Genomic DNA, 24,555 nt, shown 5'->3' on the forward strand with positions numbered 1-24,555 from the left:
ATTAGTTTAGGACATTTGATTGCTTCAAACCATAGGGAATCCAGTCTATTTTAAGAGATTGGATTCCTTTTTTTAACCCTTAGTAATTATATTCGCTGTATGTTCAATACAACCTTACAACGACTACTGACAATAAGCTCATTCTCTTTGATAGTGAGCTTGGTCGGCTGCAATAAAACCGCAGAACATTTATTCAAAGAGCATACCTCAGAAAATTCTGGTGTATCCTTTAGCAATACACTGGTATTGGATGAAACATTAAGTGTACTCGAATTTGAATACATGTACAATGGTGCAGGGGTTGCAGTGGCAGATTTTGATAAAGACGGATTACAAGACCTTTATTTTACCGGTAACATGACAAGTAACCGATTATACCGCAACTTGGGCAATTGGCAGTTCGAAGACCTCACGGAACAGGCCAATGTTGGGTCTACTAATTGGTCTAACGGTGTGGCTATCGTAGATATTAACCAAGACGGATATCAAGACATCTATGTGTGCAAGGGTGGACCAAGAACTTCTACAGGAGCCGATAGGGCCAATCTTTTGTTCATTAACAAAGGTTTAAAAGAGGGTAAGCTAGCATTTGAGGAAGAAGCTGAAAAATGGGGCCTCGCAGACGAAAGCTATTCTGTACAAGCCGCCTTTTTGGACTATGACGGAGATGGGGATTTGGATATGTATCTGCTAAGTAACGCCCTGGTAGATTTTAACCGCAATACAACACGTCCTAAAGATCGAACTGGGAAAGCACCTTCTGTAGACAAGTTGTTTCGCAATAATGGAGATCAAACCTTTAGTGACGTCTCAATAGAAGCCGGAATCTTAATGGAAGGATTTGGTCTTGGCGTAGAAGTATTTGATATCAACATGGACGGATGGCCAGACATTTACGTATCCAATGATTTTCTTACGGACGATCTGCTGTACGTAAATCAACAAAACGGAACGTTCCTTAATGAAATTAGCACCTATTTTAAACATCTTACCTATAATGGTATGGGTAATGATATAGCGGACATTAACAACGACGGACTAATGGACGTAGTGGTCTTGGATATGCTACCACCAGATAATGAACGCTGGAAACTTACCATGATGGGCAACAATTATGATCAGTTTCAAAATAGTATATCAGATGGTTACCAGCCCCAGTATATTCGAAATACCTTACAGCTGAACAATGGAAATGGATCTTTTAGTGAAGTGGGCCAAATTGCAGGTATCTCCGCCACAGAGTGGAGTTGGAGTGCGCTATTGGCCGATTTTGATCACGATGGCCTTAAAGACCTTGGCATTACCAATGGCTACCGACAAGATATTACCAACCTAGATTTCATGGTATACGGAAATCAGGTACTTACCATGGGTACGGAGGAAACCAACAGAAAGCAGCGAATAGAAGAACTCAATAAGCTACCCGGTATAAAAACACACAATTTTTTCTTCAAAAATGAAGGCGACCTTCAATTTAAGGACATCTCCGAAGAAGCCGGTTTTACCAAACCCACCTACTCCAACGGTATGGCCTATGGTGATCTGGACAACGATGGTGACTTGGATCTGGTAATGAACAACATTGACGATCCGGCTAGTCTTTTTGAGAATAATACAGTATCGGACCAAACTCATAATTATATAAAATTCAAATTTAAGGGGGAAGCGCCAAATTTAGCAGGAATAGGCAGTCAGGTAACACTCCATTATCAGGGAAAAGTACAAAAACAATACTTTACACCCTATAGAGGTTACCTCTCCACAGTAGAACATTCCCTTCATTTTGGCTTGGGTAACACGGTTAGGTTGGACAGCGTAATAGTGACTTGGCCAAACGGAAATAGAGAGGTGCTTCAAGATGTGTCCACAAATAAGGAAATTACCCTAAAAATTAAGGATGCCATCCCTTATCAAACCAAACAAAAATATACGGCTCCTACACTATTTCAGCAAATGGATAGCACGGCCCTACATGCTTATAAGCATCGAGAAGACCCATTTGTAGATTTTAAGATACAGGCTTTACTGCCCCATATGCATTCGCGCAATGGCCCTGGACTCGCAGTAGCCGATGTAAATGGCGACGGTATGGAAGATTGTTATATTGGTGGTGCTACCGGGCAGCCGGGCACGCTTATGATCCAAAGTGAAAATCAGAGTTTTCAAAAGCTATCGTTTCCCCAAAAGCAACAAGAGGATATGGGAACTTTGTTCTTTGATGCCGACAACGATGGTGATCAAGACCTATACGTAGTAAGTGGAGGATCTACGCATAAAGAGAACAGTCCATTGTACCAAGACAGATTATACGAAAATGACGGTACGGGTGCTTTCACCGAGATACGTGCCCTCCCAGAATTTGCTGTAAGTGGTTCCGTAGTTACCGCCGCCGATTACAACAAAGACGGTAAACTAGATCTTTTTGTAGGCGGTAGGGTTAGACCGGGGGCCTACCCCCTTGCACCGGCTAGCTATCTGCTAAAAAACAATAGCGCGGAAAACGGCATTAGCTTTATTAAGGATGACCAAGCTGTTAGTACTCTTTTTGAAGAATTGGGAATGGTTACTGGGGCGTTATGGACAGATTTTAATAATGACACATGGCAAGATCTCGTTGTAGTAGGTGAATTTATGGCCATTCGCTTTTTTGAAAATCAGCAAGGAAAATTAGTGGAGATCACGAAACAAACTGGTCTGGAACATACTTCTGGCTGGTGGAACAATATCGTATCGGGAGATTTTGACAATGATGGGGACACCGATTATATTTTGGGCAATCTTGGCTTAAATAGCAGGTACCATGCAAGTTCCGAAGAACCACTTTGCATCTATGCCAACGATTACGATAAAAATGGGCAAATAGATCCGGTAATGTGCTATTATATCGATGGCGAAAATTATGTAGCTCATTCCCGAAACGACCTCATCGATCAAATAAACGCTATGAGGGCCCGCTTTAGAACATATTCCGACTACGCCAAGGCTACCTTTGAAGAATCTTTTCTAAAACAAGAATTAGAAGATGCCTATGTGGTTAAATCAGAAACTTTTGCCAACAGTTATCTAGAAAATTTAGGGGATGGAAAGTTTAAGCTTACCGCATTGCCCAGACCCGCTCAAATCGCTCCTATGTACGGAATGATGGTGGGCGACTATAATAATGATGACCATCTAGACCTTTTGGCCGTTGGAAATTTTTATAGTGGCGAAGTATTCTCTGGTCAATACGATGCCGCCATTGGTTGGCTGTTGGCTGGTAATGGAAATGGAGGGTTTAAATCCGTAGGGGTAGAACAAAGCGGTTTTTTTGTTCCCGGGGATGCCAAGGGGTTGGCCAGACTATACGCCGAGGGTAAAGAAGTTGCCATGGCTACGATTAATAACGGTCCTTTAGCTGTCTATACCTTCCCAAGGCCACAGCAAAAAATATACACCGCAAAATCACAGGATGTTTATGCAATAATCCAATACGCTAATGGACAACAACAAAAGGTTGAATTTAACTATGGCGGCAGTTATTTGTCCCAACCCAGTAGAAGTATGCCAATTCCAAACAATGCTAAAACTGTAACTATAATCGATGTTGAAGGTGAACAAACCCAAATTTTTCCGGCGCAATGAAATATTTTAAACCACTTATCGGCGTTTTTTGTAGCCTCTTGTTCTTAGTTGCATGCAAGAAAGAGCAAACCCAAGGTTTTAAAAGAGTGGGTTCGTCGCACTCAGGTATAGACTTCACTAATACCATTGAAGAAAATGATAGTATAAACGTATTTTCTTTCATGAATATTTATACGGGTGCCGGAGTAGCCGTAGGTGATATCAATAACGACGGCCTTACGGATATCTATTTCAGCGGTAATATGGTCTCGGGTAGGCTCTACCTCAACAAAGGAAATCTACAATTTGAGGATATAAGCGATAAAGCGGGTATTCTGAACAAAAGCTGGGGGACTGGCGTAACCATGGTAGATATTAACCAAGATGGTTTTTTGGATATTTACGTTTGCGTTTCTGGAGGTGCCCCAATACCGCAACGTGCCAATTTGCTCTACATTAATAACGGAGATTTAACGTTCACGGAAAAAGCTGAGGAATACGGCCTAGCGGATACACGCCAATCCATGCAAGCTGCCTTTTTTGATTTTGATAAGGACCACGATTTGGATTTATATCTGCTGGTAAACCCAGCTGCCTACGAGCATGGGGTAAATAGTAGCATGCCACGAAAATTGAATGGGGAATCCATTAGTACCGATAGGTTATATCGGAATGATGGCAATGGGAAATTTACCGATGTTTCTACCGAGGCGGGGATCTTGGTAGAAGGTTATGGCCTTGGTGTAGGTATTTCGGATATCAACAACGATTCTTGGCCAGATATCTATGTTTCTAACGATTTTATTGGTAATGACATCCTATATATAAACCAAGGGGATGGTACTTTTAAAGACCAAATATCCGATCAGATAAAACATACTTCCTATGCAGGTATGGGAAATGATGTTGCCGATATTGATAACAATGGTAAACCCGATATTGTGGTACTCGATATGCGGCCAGAAGATAATACAAGACAAAAATTGATTATCTCCTCTACAGGTTATGATCGCTTTCAAATGATGCTCGAAGCAGGTTACGATCCACAATACAGCAGAAATACATTGCAATTAAATCAAGGTGAAGATAAGTTCAGCGAAATTGGTTTTTTGGCCGGTGTAAGCAGTACCGACTGGAGCTGGAGCGCCCTTTTAGCGGATTATGACAATGATGGTTATAAGGACATGTATGTTACCAATGGTTTTTTAAGAGATTTGGGCAATTTGGATTACATACACTACCAAAACATATATGACAATCCCTTAGGCGATGTGGATACCAAAATAAAACAGAAACTGAGCTCTATAAACGAATTGCCCAAGGCCCAATTGATAAATTACGCCTACCGTAACAAAGGCGATATGACTTTTGAAAACGTTTCGGAAAACTGGGGCATTGAAGACCCTAGCTGCTCTAACGGAGCGGCCTATGCCGATCTAGATAATGATGGTGATCTAGATTTGATTGTAAACAACGTAGATCAGCCCGCCTTTCTATATGAGAATTTAAGGGATAGACAACCCGCTAACAATGCCCTAAGCATACGCCTCAAAGGGAAAAAAGGCAATCTTGGTGGTATTGGCGCCAAAATCAAAATAACCACGCCAAGCACAAGCCAGTATTACGAGCATTATCTAAGTAGGGGTTATGAATCTAGTGTGGACCCTACCATTCATTTTGGGCTTGGCGAACATAAGAAGGCGAGCAGCATAGAAATTTGGTGGCCAGATAATTCGTATCAATTATTGGAGAATACCAATAGCGATCAATTGTTGGTTTTAGACCAATCTAAAGCAAGCTTCCAGGAAGCATCGGGTTATTCAGCACAAAAAAATACCCTGGTTAGCAATATAACGGATTCCCTTGGTATTGGTTTTGAACATAGGGAGGATCCTATGGTCGATTTTAAATTGCAACCCATTTTGCCACATATGCATTCGCGGAACGGACCAGGTATGGCCGTGGCGGATATTAATGCGGACGGGTATGAGGATTTTTATATTGGCGGGGCAGCAGGGCAAGCTGGGCAGATATTTCTGCAGCAAGGGAACGGTACTTTTTCGCAAGACTCCTTAGCACAGGACAAGGAATATGAAGATATGGGTTCTTTGTTCTTTGATGCCAATGCCGATGGCCATCCCGATCTTTATATAGTGAGTGGTGGTGTGCAAATATCTGATGATGACAAAAACTATCAAGATCGACTGTATCTCAATGACGGTGCAGGTAACTTTGTAAAATCCGATGCCCTTCCCAACATCCCAACAAGCGGTTCTAACGTTACGGCAATAGATTTTGATCAAGATGGCGATCTAGACCTTTTTGTGGGCGGTAGGGTAAACCCCGGCAAGTATCCCATGCCTGCTAAAAGTTATCTTTTGGAAAACTTGCACGACCAAGATCCAAATAACCTAAAATTTAGAGATATAAGTAACAGCATAGATGGATGGGACATACTCACCATGGTAAGTTCTGCCCTTTGGACGGATTACGATGGTGATGGCTGGCGAGATTTAATTGCGGTAGGGGAATTTATGCCCGTGGTATTTTTCCATAACGAAAATGGAAAACTTGTATATGTGAAGGACATCCCTGATTTAGACAAAACGGAAGGTTGGTGGAACAGTATTGCCGGAGGGGATTTCGACAATGATGGTGATACGGATTACATTTTGGGTAATTTAGGACTAAATAGTAAGTACAACGCTTCTCCGGATGAGCCGCTGTGCATCTATGCCAAGGATTATGACAAGGATGGTAGAATAGACCCCGTAATGTGTTATTACATTGACGGGGAAAATTACATAGCACATACCAGAGATGAGATCATTACCCAGATAAACGCAATGAGGGTACGGTTTAAGACCTATCAACAGTTTGCCGAAACCACCTTCGAAAAATCCTTTTTGCCAGAAGAACTAAAAGACAGCTACGTGGTTAAAAGCCACAATCTTGCAAGCAGTTACATGGAAAATCTTGGAAATGGTTCTTTTAAAATGCGATCCTTGCCCTTAAATGTGCAAATAGGACCTGTGGAAGGTATTGTCATAGAAGATATTGATTTAGACGGAAATGAGGATATAGTGTTAACCGGTAATTCATATGCAACAGAGGTGGCCATGGGACGTTTTGATGCCTTTATGGGGGCTGTACTTCTGGGAGATGGTTCCGGAGGGTTTAAAACCCTAACGCTAGCCAAAAGTGGCTTTGTAAACGATTATGATGGCAGTGCCCTTGGAATACTTAGAAATCCGGCAGGAACTCCTTATTTGCTAAGTGCAAATAATAACGGCCCCATGGCTATTCATGCCATAAATACCACCAATCCCATTAAACCTTTTCTAGCGGCCAAAGGAGACATTTCGGCAGAAGTGATCCTTAAAAATGGTGCTCGGAAAAAAGTAGAATTTTATTACGGTTCAGGCTATTTATCGCAAAGTTCCAGAAGCATTACAATTCACGGGAACGTAAAGGAAATTAACGTAACCAATTTTAAAGGAAATACAAAAACAGTGTACACACATGAGTAGGACAATTTACATGATTATAGGTTTATTGGTTATGGCCGTAGGCTGTAATAAACCACATGACCAAGCAGCACTCGATAGTTATTTTGAAGGAAGTTTGGCTACCTATAATGGGCATTTAACAGATGTTATAGTTGCGGATATTTTTACGCCCCCGGTTGCGAGTCGCATCTACAGCTACCCCAATATAGCAGCATATGAAAGTATTCGCTTTATGGACCCCTCCAAACCTTCCTTAGTTGGAAAACTAAATGGCCTAAGTACTTTGTCCGAGCCCAGTGCCGAAAAAAGTTATTATTATCCTTTAGCATCCCTTATTGCTTTTACGGGTGTGGCCAAAGCTTTGGTCTATGATCAGGAACGCGTGGAAGCCCTTCAAAAGAAGTTATTGGAAGAAGTAACGGAAATAGGAATCGACAAAAAAGTTTATGCCAATTCCGTTCAATTCGGGGAAACTATTTCCAAGGAAATATTGGGATGGGCAGCGCAAGATGGTTATTTAGAGCGTACCGCCTTGCCAAGATATAGTGTAAGTGATGACGCCAGCCGTTGGAGGCCTACCCCTCCAGATTATATGGAATCTATAGAACCCCATTGGAGTACGCTTAGGCCCTTTATGTTAGATTCTGCGCAACAGTTTAGACCCCTACCCCCAACGGTTTTTGATACCATTGCATCATCGCAGTTCTTTGCAGAAACCAAAGAAGTCTATGAAACAGTAAAGAATTTAAGTAAAGAACAATTGGACATCGCAAAATTTTGGGATTGCAACCCAAACGTGTCCTACACCCAAGGACATGTTATGTATTTTAAACAGCAAATTTCGCCAGGCGGACATTGGATCATGATCGCGTGCCAAGTTATTCAAAAGGAAAAATTAGATCCCGTAAGGGCCGCCGAGGTACTATCCAAACTTGGGCTTACAATCGCCGATGCATTTATAAGCTGCTGGGACGAAAAATATCGCAGTAGCTTAACTAGGCCCGAGACGTATATAAACACCTATATGGATCCGGATTGGAAACCCATTTTACAGACCCCCGCTTTTCCGGAACATACTAGTGGACATAGCGTTGCGTCCGCTGCTGCGGCAACGATGCTTACCCATTTGTTCGGCGATAATTATGCATTTAAAGATTCTACAGAGGTAAAATATGGCCTGCCCGTAAGATCTTATAATTCCTTTAGAGAGGCATCCAATGAAGCAGCAATCAGTAGATTGTATGGAGGCATACATTACCGACCCGCCATAAGTAGCGGCCTTTGGCAGGGGAATTCGGTCGGGGATTTTATAGTAAAGAAAGTAAGTGGCGATGAATAGTTCATCTAGACCAAATCTGTAAACAACAATTTGTCATTGCTAGATACCAATTAATGGTAACGAACAAAGGCCTTTTGTATCGACCATAATACAGACACCGGTGGAAACATGGTTTCCGCATAAAACTGTCCTCTCCCAAATAGGGCAACCCGTAAATACATGGTTTAATCGCCATCAGAAGTAAGTAAATTATTATTATCAAATTGATATGAATCGAATAATCAACACATTGCTATTGTTTCTGGTCTTAAACACCGTTTCGTCACAAGAACAAAGTAAAATTTTTGAACTCGCTGGGCAGAATGTTACCCTATCTGGTGAATTTGGGGTTTTCAACACTCAGATAGCCATTAAAAAGCTAGGTGAAGGCCTGGAAATTGCAACAATTACGCTGACCCATCCGCTTGGAGCGCCTCCCCCAACGTTTTCTTTAAAATGGCAGTTACCTTCTAGCGATATCGCCGGATATTGGAGCAGTGGTAGTTTTGTAAACAAGACCATAGGCCCGGATTGGGGCCCTTCCAAAATCCGTTCCATGTTGGCCCGGGAAGCACCTGTAATCAGTTTATTTGGACATGACGACACCAATCGCCTTAATTTCTCTACCTCCGAAGTATTAAATACCGTTGTGCTAAGTACCGGTATTAAAGAAGAGGATGGCATGCTGTATAATGAAATGATTTTTTTCTCTGAAAAGCATAGTGCAATAAAGACCTATGAGGTACAGGTACGCTTCGACACCCGAAAAATCCCCTTCCCAAATGCAGTGGCGGACGTAGCTGATTGGTGGGCCTCTTTTGACCTCTATACGCCTTCACCCGTGCCGGAAGTAGCCCGAAAACCAGTATATTCTAGCTGGTATAGCTATCATCAAAATGTTAGCATGGACGCCTTGGTGGCAGAATGTGTCCTTGCCAAGAAAATGGGTTTTGAATCTATTATCGTAGATGACGGATGGCAAACCATGGATAGCAATAGAGGTTACGCCTATACCGGGGATTGGGAACCCGAACGTATTCCGCAAATGAAAGAATTTGTACAGGCCGTCCACGATCTCGACATGAAATTTATGTTGTGGTATGCCGTGCCTTTTGTTGGTGAAAAATCCAAGGCCTACGAAAAAATGAAGGGTATGTTTCTTCGCTATTGGGACGGACAAGGGACTTATGTGCTAGACCCTAGGTACCCTGAAGTAAGAGAATTTATCATAAACACCTATATCGATGCCGCCAAGGCTTGGAACCTAGATGGTTTTAAATTAGATTTCATGGCTAGGTTTACCGCAGGCAATGAAACGGAACTTACCAAGGAAAACGGCCGGGATTACGCCTCTGTGAACACCGCAACGGATGTTTTGATGACCGATCTCATAACATCGCTACAAGAGATGAATCCTGATATCATGCTAGAATTTAGACAACCATATGCCGGACCAGCCATGAGAAAATATGGGAATATGTTTCGGGCCGCCGATTGTCCAAATCTTGCACTTATCAATCGAATCAGAACAACAGATTTACGTATGCTAAGCGGTAATACCGCGGTACATTCGGATATGCTTATGTGGCATTATGAAGAACCTGTTGAAATAGCGGCACTGCAGCTACTTAACGTTATGTTCTCCGTACCACAGATATCTGTAAGATTGGCCGACATTCCGGATGATCATTTTAAAATGATCAGGTTTTATACCGACTATTGGCTAAAAAATCGGGATGTTCTTCTAGATGGTGAGTTTCTACCCTCTGATCCTTTGGCAAACTACCCAAAAATTGAAGGATGGAAAGAAGACAAAAAAATTACTGCGCTTTTCAATGATCAGGTTGTTTCCTTAACTACAGGTAAACACGCAAGCTTTGACCTGCTAAATGCAAAAAAGTCATCAAAAATATTCTTGGATATCAGTGGGGAAACACAGCAATATCAGTATGTAATCCAAGATTGTTTGGGTAACGAAGTAGAAACTAAATCCATAAATCTGAAAAAAGGGACATTTTCTTTTAATGTACCACCTTCGGGCTTAATATCATTTAAAACACTAAACTAAACATAATGAAATCATCCTTTTTAAAGATTACGTTGTTTATGCTTGTACTTTTTCTAGTGCAAGCAACCAAGGCTGCGGACCATATTCTTTCGTCCCCGGACGGAACCGTTGTCCTGACTGTATCCGTAGACCAGGGCATTACCTATTCCCTATCGGTAAATGGACAGTTACTAATGAGCGGGTCTTCGCTTTCGCTTACCGTAAACGATTTTAAAACCCTAGGGCAAAATCCAAAAGTCATCAGGGAAAAACGGCAATTGGTAAATCAGATACTTAAACCTGAACTGAAGGTGAAGAGCAATCAGATTATAGATAATTTTAATGAGCTCATCCTAAATTTCAAAGGTAATTATAGCGTAGCATTTAGGGCCTATAACAACGGTATTGCCTACCAGTTTCAGACCAAATTTAAAAAGGAGTTGACTGTACGTTCGGAAATGGCCACTTTCAATTTTACAGGAAACGATACCATGTATTTTCCGCGAGAAACCGAATTTCATTCCCACAACGAGCGCAAATATGAATTGCTAACATTAGCAGATACCGATAAGGAAGATCTTTGTAGTCTTCCCATCCTGATTTCTTCTTCGAACGAAACCAAATTGTATATCTCGGAATCCGGACTTTTGGATTACCCCGGTATGTGGCTTAGAGGAGCCGAGGGTAACGTACTTACCGCCGTGTTCCCTTCCGTAGCCCTAGAGGAGAAAGTGGATCATACGCGATGGACAGACGATAGAAGTACAAGGGTTTCCAAAACCGCAGATTACATTGCCAAAACCAAGGGCAAGCGTACTTTCCCGTGGCGTATTGTAGGTGTTTCCAAGAACGACGCCGATTTAATCACCAATCAGCTTAGTTATCAGCTTGCGGAACCCTCTAAAATTGCCGATCCATCCTGGATAAAACCGGGTAAGGTGGCTTGGGACTGGTGGAACTACAACAATATCCATGGCGTTGACTTCGAGGCTGGTGTAAATACGGCAACGTATAAATACTACATCGATTTTGCATCCAAGTATGGGTTAGAATACATTATACTAGACGAAGGCTGGTATACCCTTGGTGATGTAATGGATGTGGTACCCAACGTAGATGTGCAGGAATTAACACGCTATGGAAAGGAAAAGAACGTGGGTATTATCCTTTGGGTGGTGTGGAGTTCTCTAGATCAAAAATTGGAGGAAGCCTTAAATGCATTTCAAACTTGGGACGTAAAAGGAATAAAAGTAGATTTTATGCAGAGAGATGATCAATGGATGGTAAATTATTATCAGCGCATAGCTGAAGCTTGTGCCCAACGTCATATTATGGTAGATTTTCACGGTTCGTACAAACCATCGGGTCTACGGCGTACCTACCCAAATGTAATGACCAGAGAGGGTGTTAAAGGTGCCGAAAACCATAAATGGGAGAATTCCGTAACCCCAGAGCACAATGTAACCCTCCCCTTTATTCGTATGACAGCCGGTCCCATGGACTATACCCCCGGAGCCATGGTTAATGCACAGCAAGAAAATTTCGCTGCTATATTCAATAGACCCATGGCCATGGGAACCAGGTGCCACCAATTGGCCATGTACGCAGTTTTTGAAAGTCCCTTGCAAATGCTTTGCGATAGCCCTACCAATTACTTGCGCGAGCACGAAAGCACCGAATTTATTTCCAAATTCCCTACCGTCTGGGATGAGACAAAAGTATTGCAGGCCAAAGTATCCGACTATATAGCCGTTGCCCGAAGAAGTGGGGAACACTGGTTTGTTGGGGCCATGACGGATAATGAGTCTAGAAGTATGGAACTCGACTTCTCATTTTTGGGAGAGGGAACATACAATATGGAAATTTTTGAAGATGGTACAAACGCGCACCGCAATGGCAATGACTACAAAAGGCGTACTGAACAGATAACAAAAGGAGATCTTTTAAAAATCCAAATGGCCCCAGGAGGTGGATGGGCCGCCAGAATCTATAAATAGTATTATTTCCAAAACAACGACTTATGAAAGCAAAGAATAAAAGTAGTATGAAGCGTATAAAAAGAGTAGTGAACGCTACATGCTTTTTATTGCTAGGCTGTTTGGCTTTTGTTTCCTGTAAAGAAGAGACTAAAGAGGAGGCACTACCCCCACCAAACATTCTTTGGTTGTATGTAGAAGATATTTCGCCCAATTTGGGTTGCTATGGAGATACCGATGTAAAGACTCCCAATATTGATGCCCTAGCAAGCAAAGGAGTACGTTTTACAAACACCATTATGCCTGCTCCTGTGTGCTCCCCATTACGTTCGGCGATCATTACCGGTGCCATGCAAACCAGCCTTGGTACACATAACCATCATAGTTCTAGATCTGATGCTTCGGCCATTAACTTGCCAAATCACGTAAAAACATTGCCAGAACTCTTTAAGAAAGCCGGTTATTTTACGTTTAATCAAGGTAAGGACGATTACAACTTTGCCTACAACAGGGATAGTCTCTATGCCGGGGCTTTTAGAGAAAATGGTATGTATGGGTTGGTGGGCAAAGAACTGGATTGGGGCCTTAAACAGGAAGGACAACCCTATTTTGGTCAAATTCAATTAGCCGGTAATAAATACATCTATAGGGCATCTTTTCAGGACGATGTTGTTCGGCAGATAGATCCAAAAACACTTACGCTCCCACCCTATTATCCACAGACGGATTATATGCAAGAAGAATGGGCGTCTTATCTAGAATCTGTAGAACTTACCGATAAAGCGGTAGGGGACATCATTAAAAAGTTGAAGGATGCCGGACAATTGAACAACACTTATGTATTCTTCTTCTCTGACCATGGTATGCGATTGTGGAGACACAAGCAATTTTTATATGAAGGCGGAATTAAGGTGCCATTTATACTAACTTATTTTGGTGAAGATGGGAAAATTAAGCCGGGAACAGTCAATTCTGAGCTTATCAACGGCTTGGATATAGGCACCACTTCCCTAGGTTTGGCGGATATTGATATTCCTGCTTATACAGAAGGGCAAGATTTTCTGGCAACAAACCATACACCGCGTAATTATGTTATATCCGCTAGGGATCGCTGCGATTTTACTATTGATAGAATCCGATCCGTGCGTACTAAAAACTATAAGTACATCCGTAATTTTAAAACAGATCGTCCTTATATGCAACCCAATTATAGAGACGATTGGGAGGTTACACAGCGGATGCGAAAGGCTTTTGAAGATGGGGAATTGGACGAAATTCAATCGCGTTTTTGGGAACAATATCGGCCAGACGAAGAACTTTACAATCTGGAGGAGGATCCCCACGAAATTAACAACCTTGCAGATGATCCAAATTTTGTGGCCGAGTTAAAAAAGCATAGAGACTTGTTAACGGACTGGGTAGCTACCACTGATGACCAAGGGCAGTATCCGGAACCCATAGAAGGATTAAAGTTTATGTATGGTATTTGGGGAGACAAGTGTGTTAATCCGGAGTACGATGTCATCAAACAGGAAAAACCCGATTTAGCCGGGGCCCTCAAGTCATTAAAAAATTAAGCAGTGTTTTCTGCATAACTATATCAAATGAGAAATAACAACTTACGTCTTTAGAAAAGCGTAAACCAAACCTTTTGAATTATGTCAACAACAGCAACATCCAATCGCCTATTCTCCCTAGACGTTTTTAGGGGACTTACTATGTTTTTATTAGTGGCCGAGGCCGCCGGATTTCACCATAACCTCGGAGAACTAGGTAAGGACAATGCCGTTATTGGGGTAATTGCCGATCAATTGCATCATCATCCGTGGCATGGCTTGCGTTTTTGGGACCTAATACAACCCTATTTTATGTTCATAGTTGGGGTTGCCATGCCTTTTTCATTACGCAAACGCTTGGCGACCGGTAGTAGAAAGGCAGCTACGCGGCATATTCTGCAAAGGTGTTTTCTACTGTTTGCATTTGGGGTATTGCTACATTGCGTTTATAGTCATGCTTTGGTATGGGAACTTTGGAACGTACTGGTTCAGTTGGCCTTTACCATTCTCATAGCCTATGCCATAATGAACTTACCGCATAAGGCACAAGTTGTTATTTCATTGGGATTGTTGGTGTTGATCGAAGTTTGTTATCGTCTGTACAACCCTGAAGATCCTTATAATAACGGTCAGAGTTTTGGTTCTTGGACAGATATGCTTTTTATGGGGAAAATAAATGGGGGCGGTTGGGTGACCATCAATTTTATTCCTACCGCGGCACATACGATTTGGGGGGTGCTGTGCGGCCAAATATTGTTATCCGATAAATCACCTGCTAATAAGATAAAACCTTTCATACAATGGGGTATTATACTGTTGGTATTGGGATATGCGCTAGACCTATTACAAATTACACCCATTATTAAGCGTTTGGCCACTTCCTCCTTTACATTGGCTTCCGGTGGATGGGCCATTCTTACCCTAGCGTTATTTTATTGGTGGATAGACATAAAAGGAAACCATAAAAAATGGCTGCGTATTTTTTCCGTGGTAGGTACCAATTCAATTTTCATCTATCTTTTTGCCGAAACGGTTGGTGTACAATGGTTTAGAGACTTTGGGAAGATCTTTACCCATGGATTGCTCTCGCCTTTGGGTGTCCCGGAAAACATGGTTATGGTAATCAATGCCCTTTTCGTGTTGTTCATGTTTTGGTACCTCACATACTTTTTAGATAAGAAAAAGGTATATTTTAAGGTGTAGCGGTTTGTTTGAGGCCTTTTTTTGAAAAAATCTAGATAGTAGTTTCATTTAAAGCGTTTTTTAGAACAGCACTTTAAATCCATTGCTGAGCATTTGCACCGCCATCATAACCAGCAGCATGCCCATTAAACGTTCTATGGCAGCTAGCCCGCGTTCCTTTAATATTTTATATATAAAAGGAGCCGTTAACAATAATATGGCGGAAAGACCCCAGGCCGTTAGTACTGCAAAAAACCAGTTGGTTATCTGCTCCGGCTCGTTTTTCGTCATAAGCATTAGCATAGCCAGAACAGACGGACCAGCTATCATGGGAATGGCAATAGGTACTACAAAAGGTTCGCCTGAAGGTTGCTTTCCCATAACGCCTTCCGAACGGGGAAAAATTAATCGTAAACCAATAATTAAGAGGATTATACCACCCGCAATGGTAACGGATTCTTGTTTAATATGAAGGAAGCTCAAAAGCGATTCGCCTGCGAAAAGAAAGATCAATAAAATTGCAAGTGCAATTAAAAGTTCCCTGATTATTATAACCCGTTGTCTTTTAGGCGCTATCCCTTTCAATACGGATAGCAATACCGGAATATTGCCCAACGGATCCATCAGAAAAAACAACAAAACAGCTGCCGACCAAATAGAACCTCCAAGATCATTCATTTTTTTCTTTATTTATAGGATAGTTATCCCCGTGTTTAGCCAGAGAGCGTCATTTGCAATACGTGCTAAATTAGTTAAAACTGTTAGAAATCTACCTCACAAGATTACGGTTTTATTAGCAATTTATAACATCATATTTTTGTATTATTAACATACGTATTCGCTGCCATCCTACCTTTTATAGGATTGATGATATAAAAAAGTGTACCTTAATATAGTTTTATGCTTATCCCTACAAAAAGATGTCGTTCTTAGAATTTTATAATCTCATTTTAAACACGTCCGTTACTTCCTACGATGCCCTACCCTACCCTGTAACCAATATTAAATTTAAAAAAGGCGAAGTAATAACTTCTCCAGGGAAGGTAGAGGATGTTGTCTATTTCATAAACGAGGGTATCGTTGAACTGACTATTAAAAGTTATATGTCGGAAAAGGTAATCGATTTCTTTTTTGATCAAGAAATGGTAGCCTCCCTTTCTTCTTTTCTAACTCAACTTCCTTCCAAGGTTGAAGTGTTGGCGCTAACGGACTGTACCATGGAAATGATTACTTACAAAGATTTGATGAAGGCCTATGGGCACTCGCCCGATGCCAATAAATTAGGTAGGATCTTAGTAGAACAGGCATATATAAGAAAAGCAAAGAGAGAACAAGACTTTTTGGCCAAAACAGCGGAGGAGCGCTATATTGAAATGTTTGAGACCAAGGCACAGTATATTTCTAAAATACCCGTAAACAAAATAGCAAAATATCTGGGCATACACCCCGAAAGTCTCAGCAGAATCCGAAAGAAACTGAATTCCTAACATAGGTCAAGCCCAATTTTTAGTTTAAGTTTTTTATGGCACATATTTTTGCCGTCAAAATTTTAAACTAAAGATCATGGAAAATTTCATTTCTCAATTACCAAGTCCCTTAGAAATCTTACTAGACCCCGTTTCATTAATTGTTTATGCCATCTTTGGAGGGTTATTCCTTTGGGAATCTGCGTTCCCTGCAAGAAAACTGCCCAAAATACCTTTCTGGAAACTTAGGGGTTTAACGTTCTTCTTGGCATTTATGCTACTTACTACCTATATACCACTAGTATGGGACGGATTTTTTGCTTCCTATCAGTTAATGAATCTAAGCACTTTAAGTCTTTGGATACAGGTAGTCCTAGGAATATTTGTATTTGAGTTGGTGCAATATGGTTGGCACATTTGTATGCATAAGTCCAATTTTCTGTTTAGGGTGTCCCATCAAATTCATCACAGTGCCGAAAGATTGGATGTACCCAGTGCCTTTATGTTCAGCATTAATGATATGATAGGCCTATCGCTAGTAGGTTCGGTAAGTTTTGCTTTGATTATGGGCTTGGCACCACAGGCAATAACCCTTGTTATTCTCATTACCGCTTTCATGGGTATTTTTCAGCACGCCAATATCAATACTCCCCAATGGATAGGCTACATTATTCAACGCCCGGAAAGCCATAGCATACATCATGCAAGGGGAATACACAAGTACAACTACACCGATTTGCCCATCATAGATATTATGTTCGGGACATTTAAAAACCCTAAATCGTACGAGCATGAAACCGGATATTACGACGGTGCCTCCAATCGAATATTGGAAATGCTTCGCTTCAAAGATGTTACCACAAAGAAAAGCGAATGAAAAAACTGGCAATCACCTGGTTCGGATGGGGTTTGGGCAATAAAATGTCCTCCTTAAAGAAAATTAGTGCACAGTGGGTCTAATAGTTGACAGGCACAAAATCATCAATAAATAGCAGCGTTTAAATCAATTAAAACTAGAAATCATGAGTATGGAGTTTAAAAACAATCGAATTCTAGGGCCTCTTAACTCCTGGATGTTTAAGGTTCTTTCGGGTTATATGAATTATCTTTTTGGAAAATCAAAAAGAGCCCTTTTTAAGGATCATCCGGAAACTGTTGTAGAAATAGGTCCGGGGGCCGGGGCCAACATAAGATATTTAAGAAGGGGCACCAAATTAATTGCCGTTGAGCCCAATGTGCATATGCATGCCAATCTTAAAAAATGTGCAGATAAATACGGAATACGGCTAGAAATAAAAACACTTATGGGCGAGTTTATTGATCTACCAGACAATTCGTGCGATTTTGTTATTAGTACTTTGGTGCTTTGCACGGTACAGCACCCATCAAAGTGCGTAGATCAAATAAAGCGGATTTTAAAACCTTCGGGCAGTTTTGTGTTTATTGAGCATGTTAAGGCAAAAGATAATTCTATACTGGCCTTTATTCAAAAAATTACCCATAAGCCATGGCATTGGTTTTTTGAGGGTTGTAATACCAATAGGGATACCAAAACACTATTGGAATTGGCCGGATTTAGCTCTTTAAAACTAGAAAAGTACAATTCTTACTCCCCATTTGTTCCCATAATCCCACAAATTAGGGGAAGGGCAATTAAATAAAGGGTGTACGCCAAAGGTTCTGTTATTTTGATTTTACAATATGCTGTCCTTTTATTTGAACAATGGGGAATTCTGTACGTCTGTTGAGCTCTAACTCTTCAGCTGTGCAATCATCCCGCACATCACAATCATTTACAAGTTTCCTTTCTCCATACCCAGTGTACGATAAAACATGATGTTCTGGTACGCCATTGGCAATTAGGTATTCATAGGTAGACTTGGCCCTTCGCTCAGAAAGGCTATCATTATATCCATGGCTCCCAATCGGATCCGTATGCGATTCTAATCTAATAATCATGTCCGGATAGGTCGTGGTCATAAGCTTAACCACCTTATCTAGTTCCCTGGCAGCATCTGGCCTTATATTGTGTTTGTTGAAATCAAAATAGATTTTATTGAGTCCGGCAAGAACCTTAACGTCCATGATGGGGTCTAAAGTAATGTTCTGCACCACTACCCTATCCGATCTGGGCGTGGTATAAGTATCGAAATACACATTCTTTTTTGGGTGTGTTTTTCTCGATGCTTCGATCATATAGTTGTGCTTTCTATCTATAAAAATTTTGTAGTAGCCCTTTTTATCAGTATAGGTCTCGGCAACAAACTCGCTTGTCTTTTGATCGGTTAAAGTGATTTTTACATCTTTAAGGGGTTGTAGATTAATACCATCCATTACTTTGCCCTCTACCCTTAACTCCGGATAGAACCTAAATTGATAGATATCATCACCTCCCGTACCTCCATTTCTGTTAGAACTTACATAGCCATCTATACCATTATCATGTGCGTAATAACCAAAATCGTCTTTTTCACTGTTCAGCGGTTTTCCAAGGTTAATGACATCTTTAAATGTCCCTGTAGAATCTGATACGGTTGCAAAAACATCGAGTTGTCCAAAGCCGGGATGTCCGTCGGAAGAAAAGAACAATTGTCCTTCATTGTTTACATGTGGAAACATTTCATTGCCTGCGGTATTTACCACCGGACCAGCATTTATCGGTTCTCCAATACCTCCACGTGCATGAATTTTTGCATAATAAATATCGGTACCACCATAGCCTCCAGGTCTATCTGACGCAAAGTACAAATAGGTTCTTTCGGTGTTGACAGATGGATGTCCCGATGAATAATGATCTGCATTCATTCGCATATTTCGGGTTACCTTCCAATCGCCATCAATAAGTTCGGCCTTATATATTTTTAAATTGTTTAGGCTTTCAACTTTGCGATCCTCCTTTTTGGTATAGAAACCTTCTTTGTTATCAAAATAGTTGTTTCTGGTAAAGTAAACCACTGTGTCGTTCCTATGATCGGTTGAAAAAACGATGGAACTTTCATGGTATTTTGAATTGATTTCGCCTTTAAACTTTACAGGTTTGGAATCTTGGTCGTCTTCTTTTACGTAATAAATATCTAACCATGCTTCGTTGTTCCACCCGTATAAATCCTCAGATGTTTCATTGATTCTGCTAGAACTGAAGTATAGTTTTCCGTTATGGACAAAGGTGCCAAATTCGCTATACCGCGTATTGAAGTTTACTTCCTCTACCTCATAACTCTCCCTACTATTAAAAAGTACTGATGCAAAATTCCCTTCTTTTAGATATCTTCTAAGGTATGCATCGTTTTTAACCAGTTTTTTATAGCGTTTAAACCACTGAAGCGCTTCTTTCTCCTTACCGGCACTTTTTAATGCCATGCCATATTTAAAATAATATGATGGTTCTATGTCATCTTCATTTATAAACCGTTTAAAGTAAGGAATGGCTTTGTCAAAGTTACGTAGCATTAAATGACATTCTGCCAACCGTTGCCATGCATGACTGGTATGATTATCCTTCAATGCCAACTTTTCATACTTCGGGATGGCCTTTGCATAGGCAAATTTGTAAAATAACTCGTCTGCCTGACTTCCAAGGTTTGATTGCGCTGTTGAACTAGTTGTTACACTAATGGAAAACAGCAATAGTATGGTGAAAAAGTAGTTTATCTTCATAGTCTCCGTGATTAAAAGTATCGTGGTGATTTAAAAAGCTTGGTCTTTGTTGAAAATCTTGGTTCATAGATCAGGATAACCTCGTGTGTACCCCCTGTATAAGGTCTTATCGTAGAAGTGGGTAAGTCATACGCGTATCCCAGTCTAAAATTGTTGGCAATTTGATAATCCATGAAACCTCCAAAATTAGTGGCATCATTTAGTCTATAGGATCCTCCAAGCCAGAACTTGTCATAAAACAAAAAACTTGTGGTAAAGTCATAAGATGCCGGAGCTCCATTCGTGAATTTGCTCAATACCGTTGGTCTAAACTTTATGTCTGCCGAAATATCGAGTACCAGTCCTCCAATGGCATAATAACTGTTTCTTTCAAGGGCTTCAAACTCACCTTCGTTCAAATCGGTGTTTAAAATTCTAGGTGAAGAGACCCCCATATACCATTTGTCACTGCTTAGGTATAGTCCGGCCCCAAAATTTGGCTTCCAACTATTGAAAGTAGATCGAAAAAATGGGTCGTTCAAATCTGGGGTTTCCAATTGATAATTGGTAAAACCGGCCTTTAAGCCGAAAGATAGTTTTGCATTATATGAAACAGGAATGGTATAAGAGAAATCACCATAAACGTAGTTGGTATTCTCAAATCCCAATTGGTCCGTAATATAGGAAATACCCAAACCAACCTTCTCATTTTTCATGGGAGCATGAAACGAAAATGTGCTTGTGGTAGGGTTTCCATCCAATCCTGCCCATTGGTTTCTGTGCAAGGCCGTCATGTTAAGTGTTTCGCGGCTTCCGGCATAGGCTGGATTAACCGAGATGGTGTTGAACATATACTGTGTAAATTGGGGCAATTGTTGTGAAAATGACGGAAATGTCATTAACCCCAAAACCAACAAACAGAATGAAGTAATTTTTTTCATGACTATATGGTTAAGTTTTAAGTGTTTTTTAATTTAAGATTCGGTCGCTATGGATATACAAAGCAATGAAAACATGCTCTTATTCAGCAATTTACACGTTAAAGACGTCTCAAAATTCGTTCTGGGAACCATCTTTCGGCGAACTGTAGTTTTCTATAGACGAGTGCCTTTAGTACGTTGTTAAGCGCGTTGTATAATAAAATATAAAGCCCAACGTGGTTGTTGGGCTTTATACTCTTATTTACTGGTTCCGAGATAGATATATCCGTTAACGGGCTCAAAATCTGCTCCTCTAACATTGATAAGGTAGTAATAGGTTCCTGCAGGTAGCATACCCGAATCACCGAAGGAATTGTTCGGTGCAAATCCACCCCAACCATTTTCGTAGTTGACCGCTTCAAAGACTTTATCTCCCCATCTATTGAATATCATTACGTCAAAAGTATAGTTACAATATTCAACACCGGTAATTTCAAACATATCATTTATACCATCACCATTGGCGGTAACGGTTCTGGAAACCTGTATCTGATTTCTTCCACAGGGTACACAATCGCTATTTACTACGATCGTAATGTCCGCATAGTATTTACAGGTACCTTCTGTAGATGCATATGAAATAAGGTATTCCCCTACCTCTAAATCGGTTGGGTCGAAAATACTTCCTTGCAAAACAACATTACCGTTGATTACTTCGAACACACCATTGGTATCAAAATCCGCTGGTAAGTAGTTTACTAAATCAATGGCATCGTCCTCTACACAGATTTCGATGGTAATTTCCTCCAATTGCGGTTGCATTACAAAAATGATCTGCTCAAAGGAGGCCGTATTATCACAAGAATCTGTTACTTCCCAGGTTCTAATGATCATGTAATCGTCCGTATCATCCGAGAAGACTGTATCCTCAGAGAAATCTACATTATAGTTGCCACAACCGCCCATAAAGATCGGCTGGGGTACTTCTGGTATCTCATCCCCACAGGTAATGGTAATTTCCTCATCGTATCCACTAGCGGTAATAGGACCAGTAGTTTCTATCGTAATTACCTGAGTATGGGCATTTACGTTACCGGCACAGTCTTCGGTAGACCAGATTCTTGTAACTGTATAGCCTAGCGCACAATTTGCATTATTGGTAATGGTTTCATCAAAGGTTACCGAAACATCTGCATCGCAATTGTCCATTGCCGTCAACGTTACCGCATCTGGTACTTCATTGCATAATACCGTCATGTTTTGTGGCAAGGTCTCCACAAAAGATGGTGCTTGAACATCTTCAACAGTAATCGTCTGAACATGAACCGTAGGATTGTTTGCGCAGTCCATGGCCGTCCATGTCCTGGTTATGGTATAATCCGATCCACAACTGTCGGTATCAGTGATTTGTTCGTCAAATGTTACCGATGCATTGCTGTCGCAATTGTCTATAGCCGTTAAGACAGCGGCCTGTGGAACAGCATCACACGAAACCGTTATATCGGTTGGAAGGGTTTCAACAAAGGTTGGTGCTTCCGTATCTTCCACAGTAATGGTCTGTACATGTACCGTAGGATTGTTTGCACAGTCCATGGCCGTCCATGTTCTGGTTATGATATAATCGGATCCACAACTGTCGGTATCAGTGATTTGTTCGTCAAATGTTACCGATGCATTGCTGTCGCAATTGTCAATAGCTGTTAAGACAGCGGCCTGTGGAACAGCATCACACGAAACCGTTATATCGGTTGGAAGGGTTTCAACAAAGGTTGGTGCTTCCGTATCTTCAACAGTAATGGTCTGTACATGTACCGTAGGATTGTTTGCACAGTCCATGGCCGTCCATGTTCTGGTTATGATATAATCGGATCCACAACTGTCGGTATCAGTGATTTGTTCGTCAAATGTCACCGATGCATTGCTATCGCAATTATCTATAGCGGTCAGGACTACAGCCTGTGGAATGTTGTCACACGAAACTGTGGTATCACCAGGAAGGCTTTCAACAAAGGTTGGAGCCTCATTGTCTTCAACAGTGATAATTTGTGCATGTATTCTAACATTGCTAGCACAGTCGGTGATGGTCCAAGTTCTTGTAATTGTATATTCGGTATCGCAACCGTCATCTTGCCCTGTGATGGTTTCTTCAAACTGTTCTGAATAGGCACATCCAGTACTGTTAAGTGTAATGGTAGGTACTATCGGAATTTCATCACAATTTACTGTAATATCCCCGGGGAAATCGCTTTCGCTATCATTGTCGGTTATATTTCCGGTGGCTTGGTCGCCATTGATGCCAATTACATTGGTTGAAAGATTCGACAGATTTACAAGGTAAGATTCTGTAGTTTCAACAATTACATCATCAATGATCGTCACCGTGATGTCGTGGGACTCGTCGTCCGTGCCCGCGAAGGAAAGCTGTCCCGTAGTGGCCGTATAGTCGCCAGGCTGTGCCGCGCTGCCGTCCGAGGTGGCGTAGTCCACCGTGAAGCCCCCCTGTACGTTGCCCGTAAGGCGTACACGGAAGGTGGCCGTGCCCGCGCCCTCGTCCACCGTCACGTCATTGGAATCGAACGAGATGCCGTTGCCGGCGCCACCGTCGTTGTCCGTGATGTTGCCCGTGGCCGTATCGCCGTTGATACCGATAAGGGCCGTCGACAGGTCCGATAGCGTTACCGTGAAGTTCTCCGTAAGCTCTATGATGTCGTCGTCGATGATCGTCACCGTGATGTCGTGGGACTCGTCGTCCGTGCCCGCAAAGGTCAGTCGGCCGCTCGCCGCCGTATAGTCGCCAGGCTGTGCCGCGCTGCCGTCCGAGGTGGCGTAGTCCACCGTGAAGCCCCCCTGTACGTTGCCCGTAAGGCGTACACGGAAGGTGGCCGTGCCCGCGCCCTCGTCCACAGTCACGTCATTGGAGTCGAACGAGATACCGTTGCCGGCGCCACCGTCGTTGTCCGTGATGTTGCCCGTGGCCGTATCGCCGTTGATGCCGATAAGGGCCGTCGACAGGTCCGATAGCGTTACCGTAAAGTTCTCCGTAAGCTCTATGATGTCGTCGTCGATGATCGTCACCGTGATGTCGTGGGACTCGTCGTCCGTGCCCGCGAAGGTCAGTCGGCCGCTCGCCGCCGTATAGTCGCCAGGCTGTGCCGCGCTGCCGTCCGAGGTGGCGTAGTCCACCGTGAAGCCCCCCTGTACATTGCCCGTAAGGCGTACACGGAAGGTGGCCGTGCCCGCGCCCTCGTCCACAGTCACGTCATTGGAGTCGAACGAGATGCCGTTGCCGGCGCCACCGTCGTTGTCCGTGATGTTGCCCGTGGCCGTATCGCCGTTGATACCGAT

At 41.9% G+C, this 24,555-nt stretch carries 14 protein-coding genes; 10 read left to right on the top strand and 4 right to left on the bottom strand.

The window, feature by feature from the left end; genetic code table 11:
- Nucleotides 1–99: 99 nt before the first annotated feature.
- The 7 genes from ACEQ81_RS16990 to ACEQ81_RS17020 all read left to right on the top strand — a co-directional run bounded on the left by ACEQ81_RS16990 (nucleotide 100) and on the right by ACEQ81_RS17020 (nucleotide 15,209).
- Nucleotides 100–3,621, top strand: coding sequence for a VCBS repeat-containing protein (locus ACEQ81_RS16990; protein ID WP_411032119.1), 3,522 nt, complete (start codon nucleotides 100–102; stop codon nucleotides 3,619–3,621).
- Nucleotides 3,618–7,130 (top strand): VCBS repeat-containing protein, encoded by a 3,513-nt coding sequence (locus tag ACEQ81_RS16995; protein WP_411032120.1) that lies wholly within the window; start codon nucleotides 3,618–3,620, stop codon nucleotides 7,128–7,130. The genes ACEQ81_RS16990 and ACEQ81_RS16995 overlap by 4 nt, the downstream gene beginning before the upstream one ends.
- Nucleotides 7,123–8,448, top strand: a complete 1,326-nt coding sequence (locus ACEQ81_RS17000) for a vanadium-dependent haloperoxidase (protein WP_411032121.1) — start codon at nucleotides 7,123–7,125, stop codon at nucleotides 8,446–8,448. The genes ACEQ81_RS16995 and ACEQ81_RS17000 overlap by 8 nt, the downstream gene beginning before the upstream one ends.
- Before the next feature lie 208 nt (nucleotides 8,449–8,656).
- Nucleotides 8,657–10,495 (top strand): glycoside hydrolase family 36 protein, encoded by a 1,839-nt coding sequence (locus ACEQ81_RS17005; protein WP_411032122.1) that lies wholly within the window; start codon nucleotides 8,657–8,659, stop codon nucleotides 10,493–10,495.
- A gap of 5 nt (nucleotides 10,496–10,500) precedes the next feature.
- Nucleotides 10,501–12,471 carry a glycoside hydrolase family 97 protein gene (locus tag ACEQ81_RS17010; protein WP_411032123.1) on the top strand — a complete coding sequence of 657 codons (1,971 nt, stop codon included), beginning with the start codon at nucleotides 10,501–10,503 and terminating at the stop codon, nucleotides 12,469–12,471.
- 23 nt (nucleotides 12,472–12,494) lie between these two features.
- Complete coding sequence (locus ACEQ81_RS17015) at nucleotides 12,495–14,027, top strand: sulfatase (protein WP_411032124.1); 1,533 nt, start codon at nucleotides 12,495–12,497, stop codon at nucleotides 14,025–14,027.
- 81 nt (nucleotides 14,028–14,108) lie between these two features.
- Complete coding sequence (locus tag ACEQ81_RS17020; RefSeq protein ID WP_411032125.1) at nucleotides 14,109–15,209, top strand: acyltransferase family protein; 1,101 nt, start codon at nucleotides 14,109–14,111, stop codon at nucleotides 15,207–15,209.
- A 60-nt stretch (nucleotides 15,210–15,269) separates the two neighbouring features.
- Here the strand turns inward: ACEQ81_RS17020 and ACEQ81_RS17025 are convergent, their stop codons facing one another.
- Complete coding sequence (locus ACEQ81_RS17025) at nucleotides 15,270–15,866, bottom strand: YhgN family NAAT transporter (protein WP_411032126.1); 597 nt, start codon at nucleotides 15,864–15,866, stop codon at nucleotides 15,270–15,272.
- A 242-nt stretch (nucleotides 15,867–16,108) separates the two neighbouring features.
- On the opposite strand from ACEQ81_RS17025, the gene ACEQ81_RS17030 reads away from it, so the two are divergent.
- The 3 genes from ACEQ81_RS17030 to ACEQ81_RS17040 all read left to right on the top strand — a co-directional run bounded on the left by ACEQ81_RS17030 (nucleotide 16,109) and on the right by ACEQ81_RS17040 (nucleotide 18,315).
- Entirely contained in the window at nucleotides 16,109–16,675 is a 567-nt protein-coding gene (locus ACEQ81_RS17030) for a Crp/Fnr family transcriptional regulator (protein ID WP_411032127.1), read from the top strand.
- 76 nt (nucleotides 16,676–16,751) lie between these two features.
- Nucleotides 16,752–17,531, top strand: coding sequence for a sterol desaturase family protein (locus ACEQ81_RS17035; RefSeq protein WP_411032128.1), 780 nt, complete (start codon nucleotides 16,752–16,754; stop codon nucleotides 17,529–17,531).
- Between the two features lie 145 nt (nucleotides 17,532–17,676).
- On the top strand, nucleotides 17,677–18,315 hold the full coding sequence (locus tag ACEQ81_RS17040; protein WP_411032129.1) for a class I SAM-dependent methyltransferase: 639 nt from the start codon (nucleotides 17,677–17,679) through the stop codon (nucleotides 18,313–18,315).
- A 22-nt stretch (nucleotides 18,316–18,337) separates the two neighbouring features.
- Here the strand turns inward: ACEQ81_RS17040 and ACEQ81_RS17045 are convergent, their stop codons facing one another.
- The 3 genes from ACEQ81_RS17045 to ACEQ81_RS17055 all read right to left on the bottom strand — a co-directional run.
- A complete protein-coding gene (locus tag ACEQ81_RS17045; RefSeq protein ID WP_411032130.1) occupies nucleotides 18,338–20,311 on the bottom strand; it encodes an OmpA family protein in 1,974 nt (657 codons plus the stop codon).
- An 11-nt stretch (nucleotides 20,312–20,322) separates the two neighbouring features.
- Entirely contained in the window at nucleotides 20,323–21,231 is a 909-nt protein-coding gene (locus ACEQ81_RS17050) for a type IX secretion system membrane protein PorP/SprF (RefSeq protein ID WP_411032131.1), read from the bottom strand.
- A gap of 237 nt (nucleotides 21,232–21,468) precedes the next feature.
- A partial coding sequence (locus tag ACEQ81_RS17055; protein WP_411032132.1) for a Calx-beta domain-containing protein occupies nucleotides 21,469–24,555 on the bottom strand: 3,087 nt, incomplete at its 5' end.

It is taken from the genome of Spongiimicrobium sp. 3-5 (assembly GCF_046557915.1).
GTDB lineage: Bacteria > Bacteroidota > Bacteroidia > Flavobacteriales > Flavobacteriaceae > JBHEBG01.

Coding starts and splice junctions, on each gene's coding strand:
- ACEQ81_RS17010 (WP_411032123.1), top strand. CDS start 10,501: ATGAAATCATCCTTTTTAAAGATTACGTTGTTTATGCTTGTACTTTTT.
- ACEQ81_RS17040 (WP_411032129.1), top strand. CDS start 17,677: ATGAGTATGGAGTTTAAAAACAATCGAATTCTAGGGCCTCTTAACTCC.
- ACEQ81_RS17030 (WP_411032127.1), top strand. CDS start 16,109: ATGTCGTTCTTAGAATTTTATAATCTCATTTTAAACACGTCCGTTACT.
- ACEQ81_RS17005 (WP_411032122.1), top strand. CDS start 8,657: ATGAATCGAATAATCAACACATTGCTATTGTTTCTGGTCTTAAACACC.
- ACEQ81_RS16990 (WP_411032119.1), top strand. CDS start 100: ATGTTCAATACAACCTTACAACGACTACTGACAATAAGCTCATTCTCT.
- ACEQ81_RS17020 (WP_411032125.1), top strand. CDS start 14,109: ATGTCAACAACAGCAACATCCAATCGCCTATTCTCCCTAGACGTTTTT.
- ACEQ81_RS17050 (WP_411032131.1), bottom strand. CDS start 21,231: ATGAAAAAAATTACTTCATTCTGTTTGTTGGTTTTGGGGTTAATGACA.
- ACEQ81_RS16995 (WP_411032120.1), top strand. CDS start 3,618: ATGAAATATTTTAAACCACTTATCGGCGTTTTTTGTAGCCTCTTGTTC.
- ACEQ81_RS17045 (WP_411032130.1), bottom strand. CDS start 20,311: ATGAAGATAAACTACTTTTTCACCATACTATTGCTGTTTTCCATTAGT.
- ACEQ81_RS17015 (WP_411032124.1), top strand. CDS start 12,495: ATGAAAGCAAAGAATAAAAGTAGTATGAAGCGTATAAAAAGAGTAGTG.
- ACEQ81_RS17035 (WP_411032128.1), top strand. CDS start 16,752: ATGGAAAATTTCATTTCTCAATTACCAAGTCCCTTAGAAATCTTACTA.
- ACEQ81_RS17025 (WP_411032126.1), bottom strand. CDS start 15,866: ATGAATGATCTTGGAGGTTCTATTTGGTCGGCAGCTGTTTTGTTGTTT.
- ACEQ81_RS17000 (WP_411032121.1), top strand. CDS start 7,123: ATGAGTAGGACAATTTACATGATTATAGGTTTATTGGTTATGGCCGTA.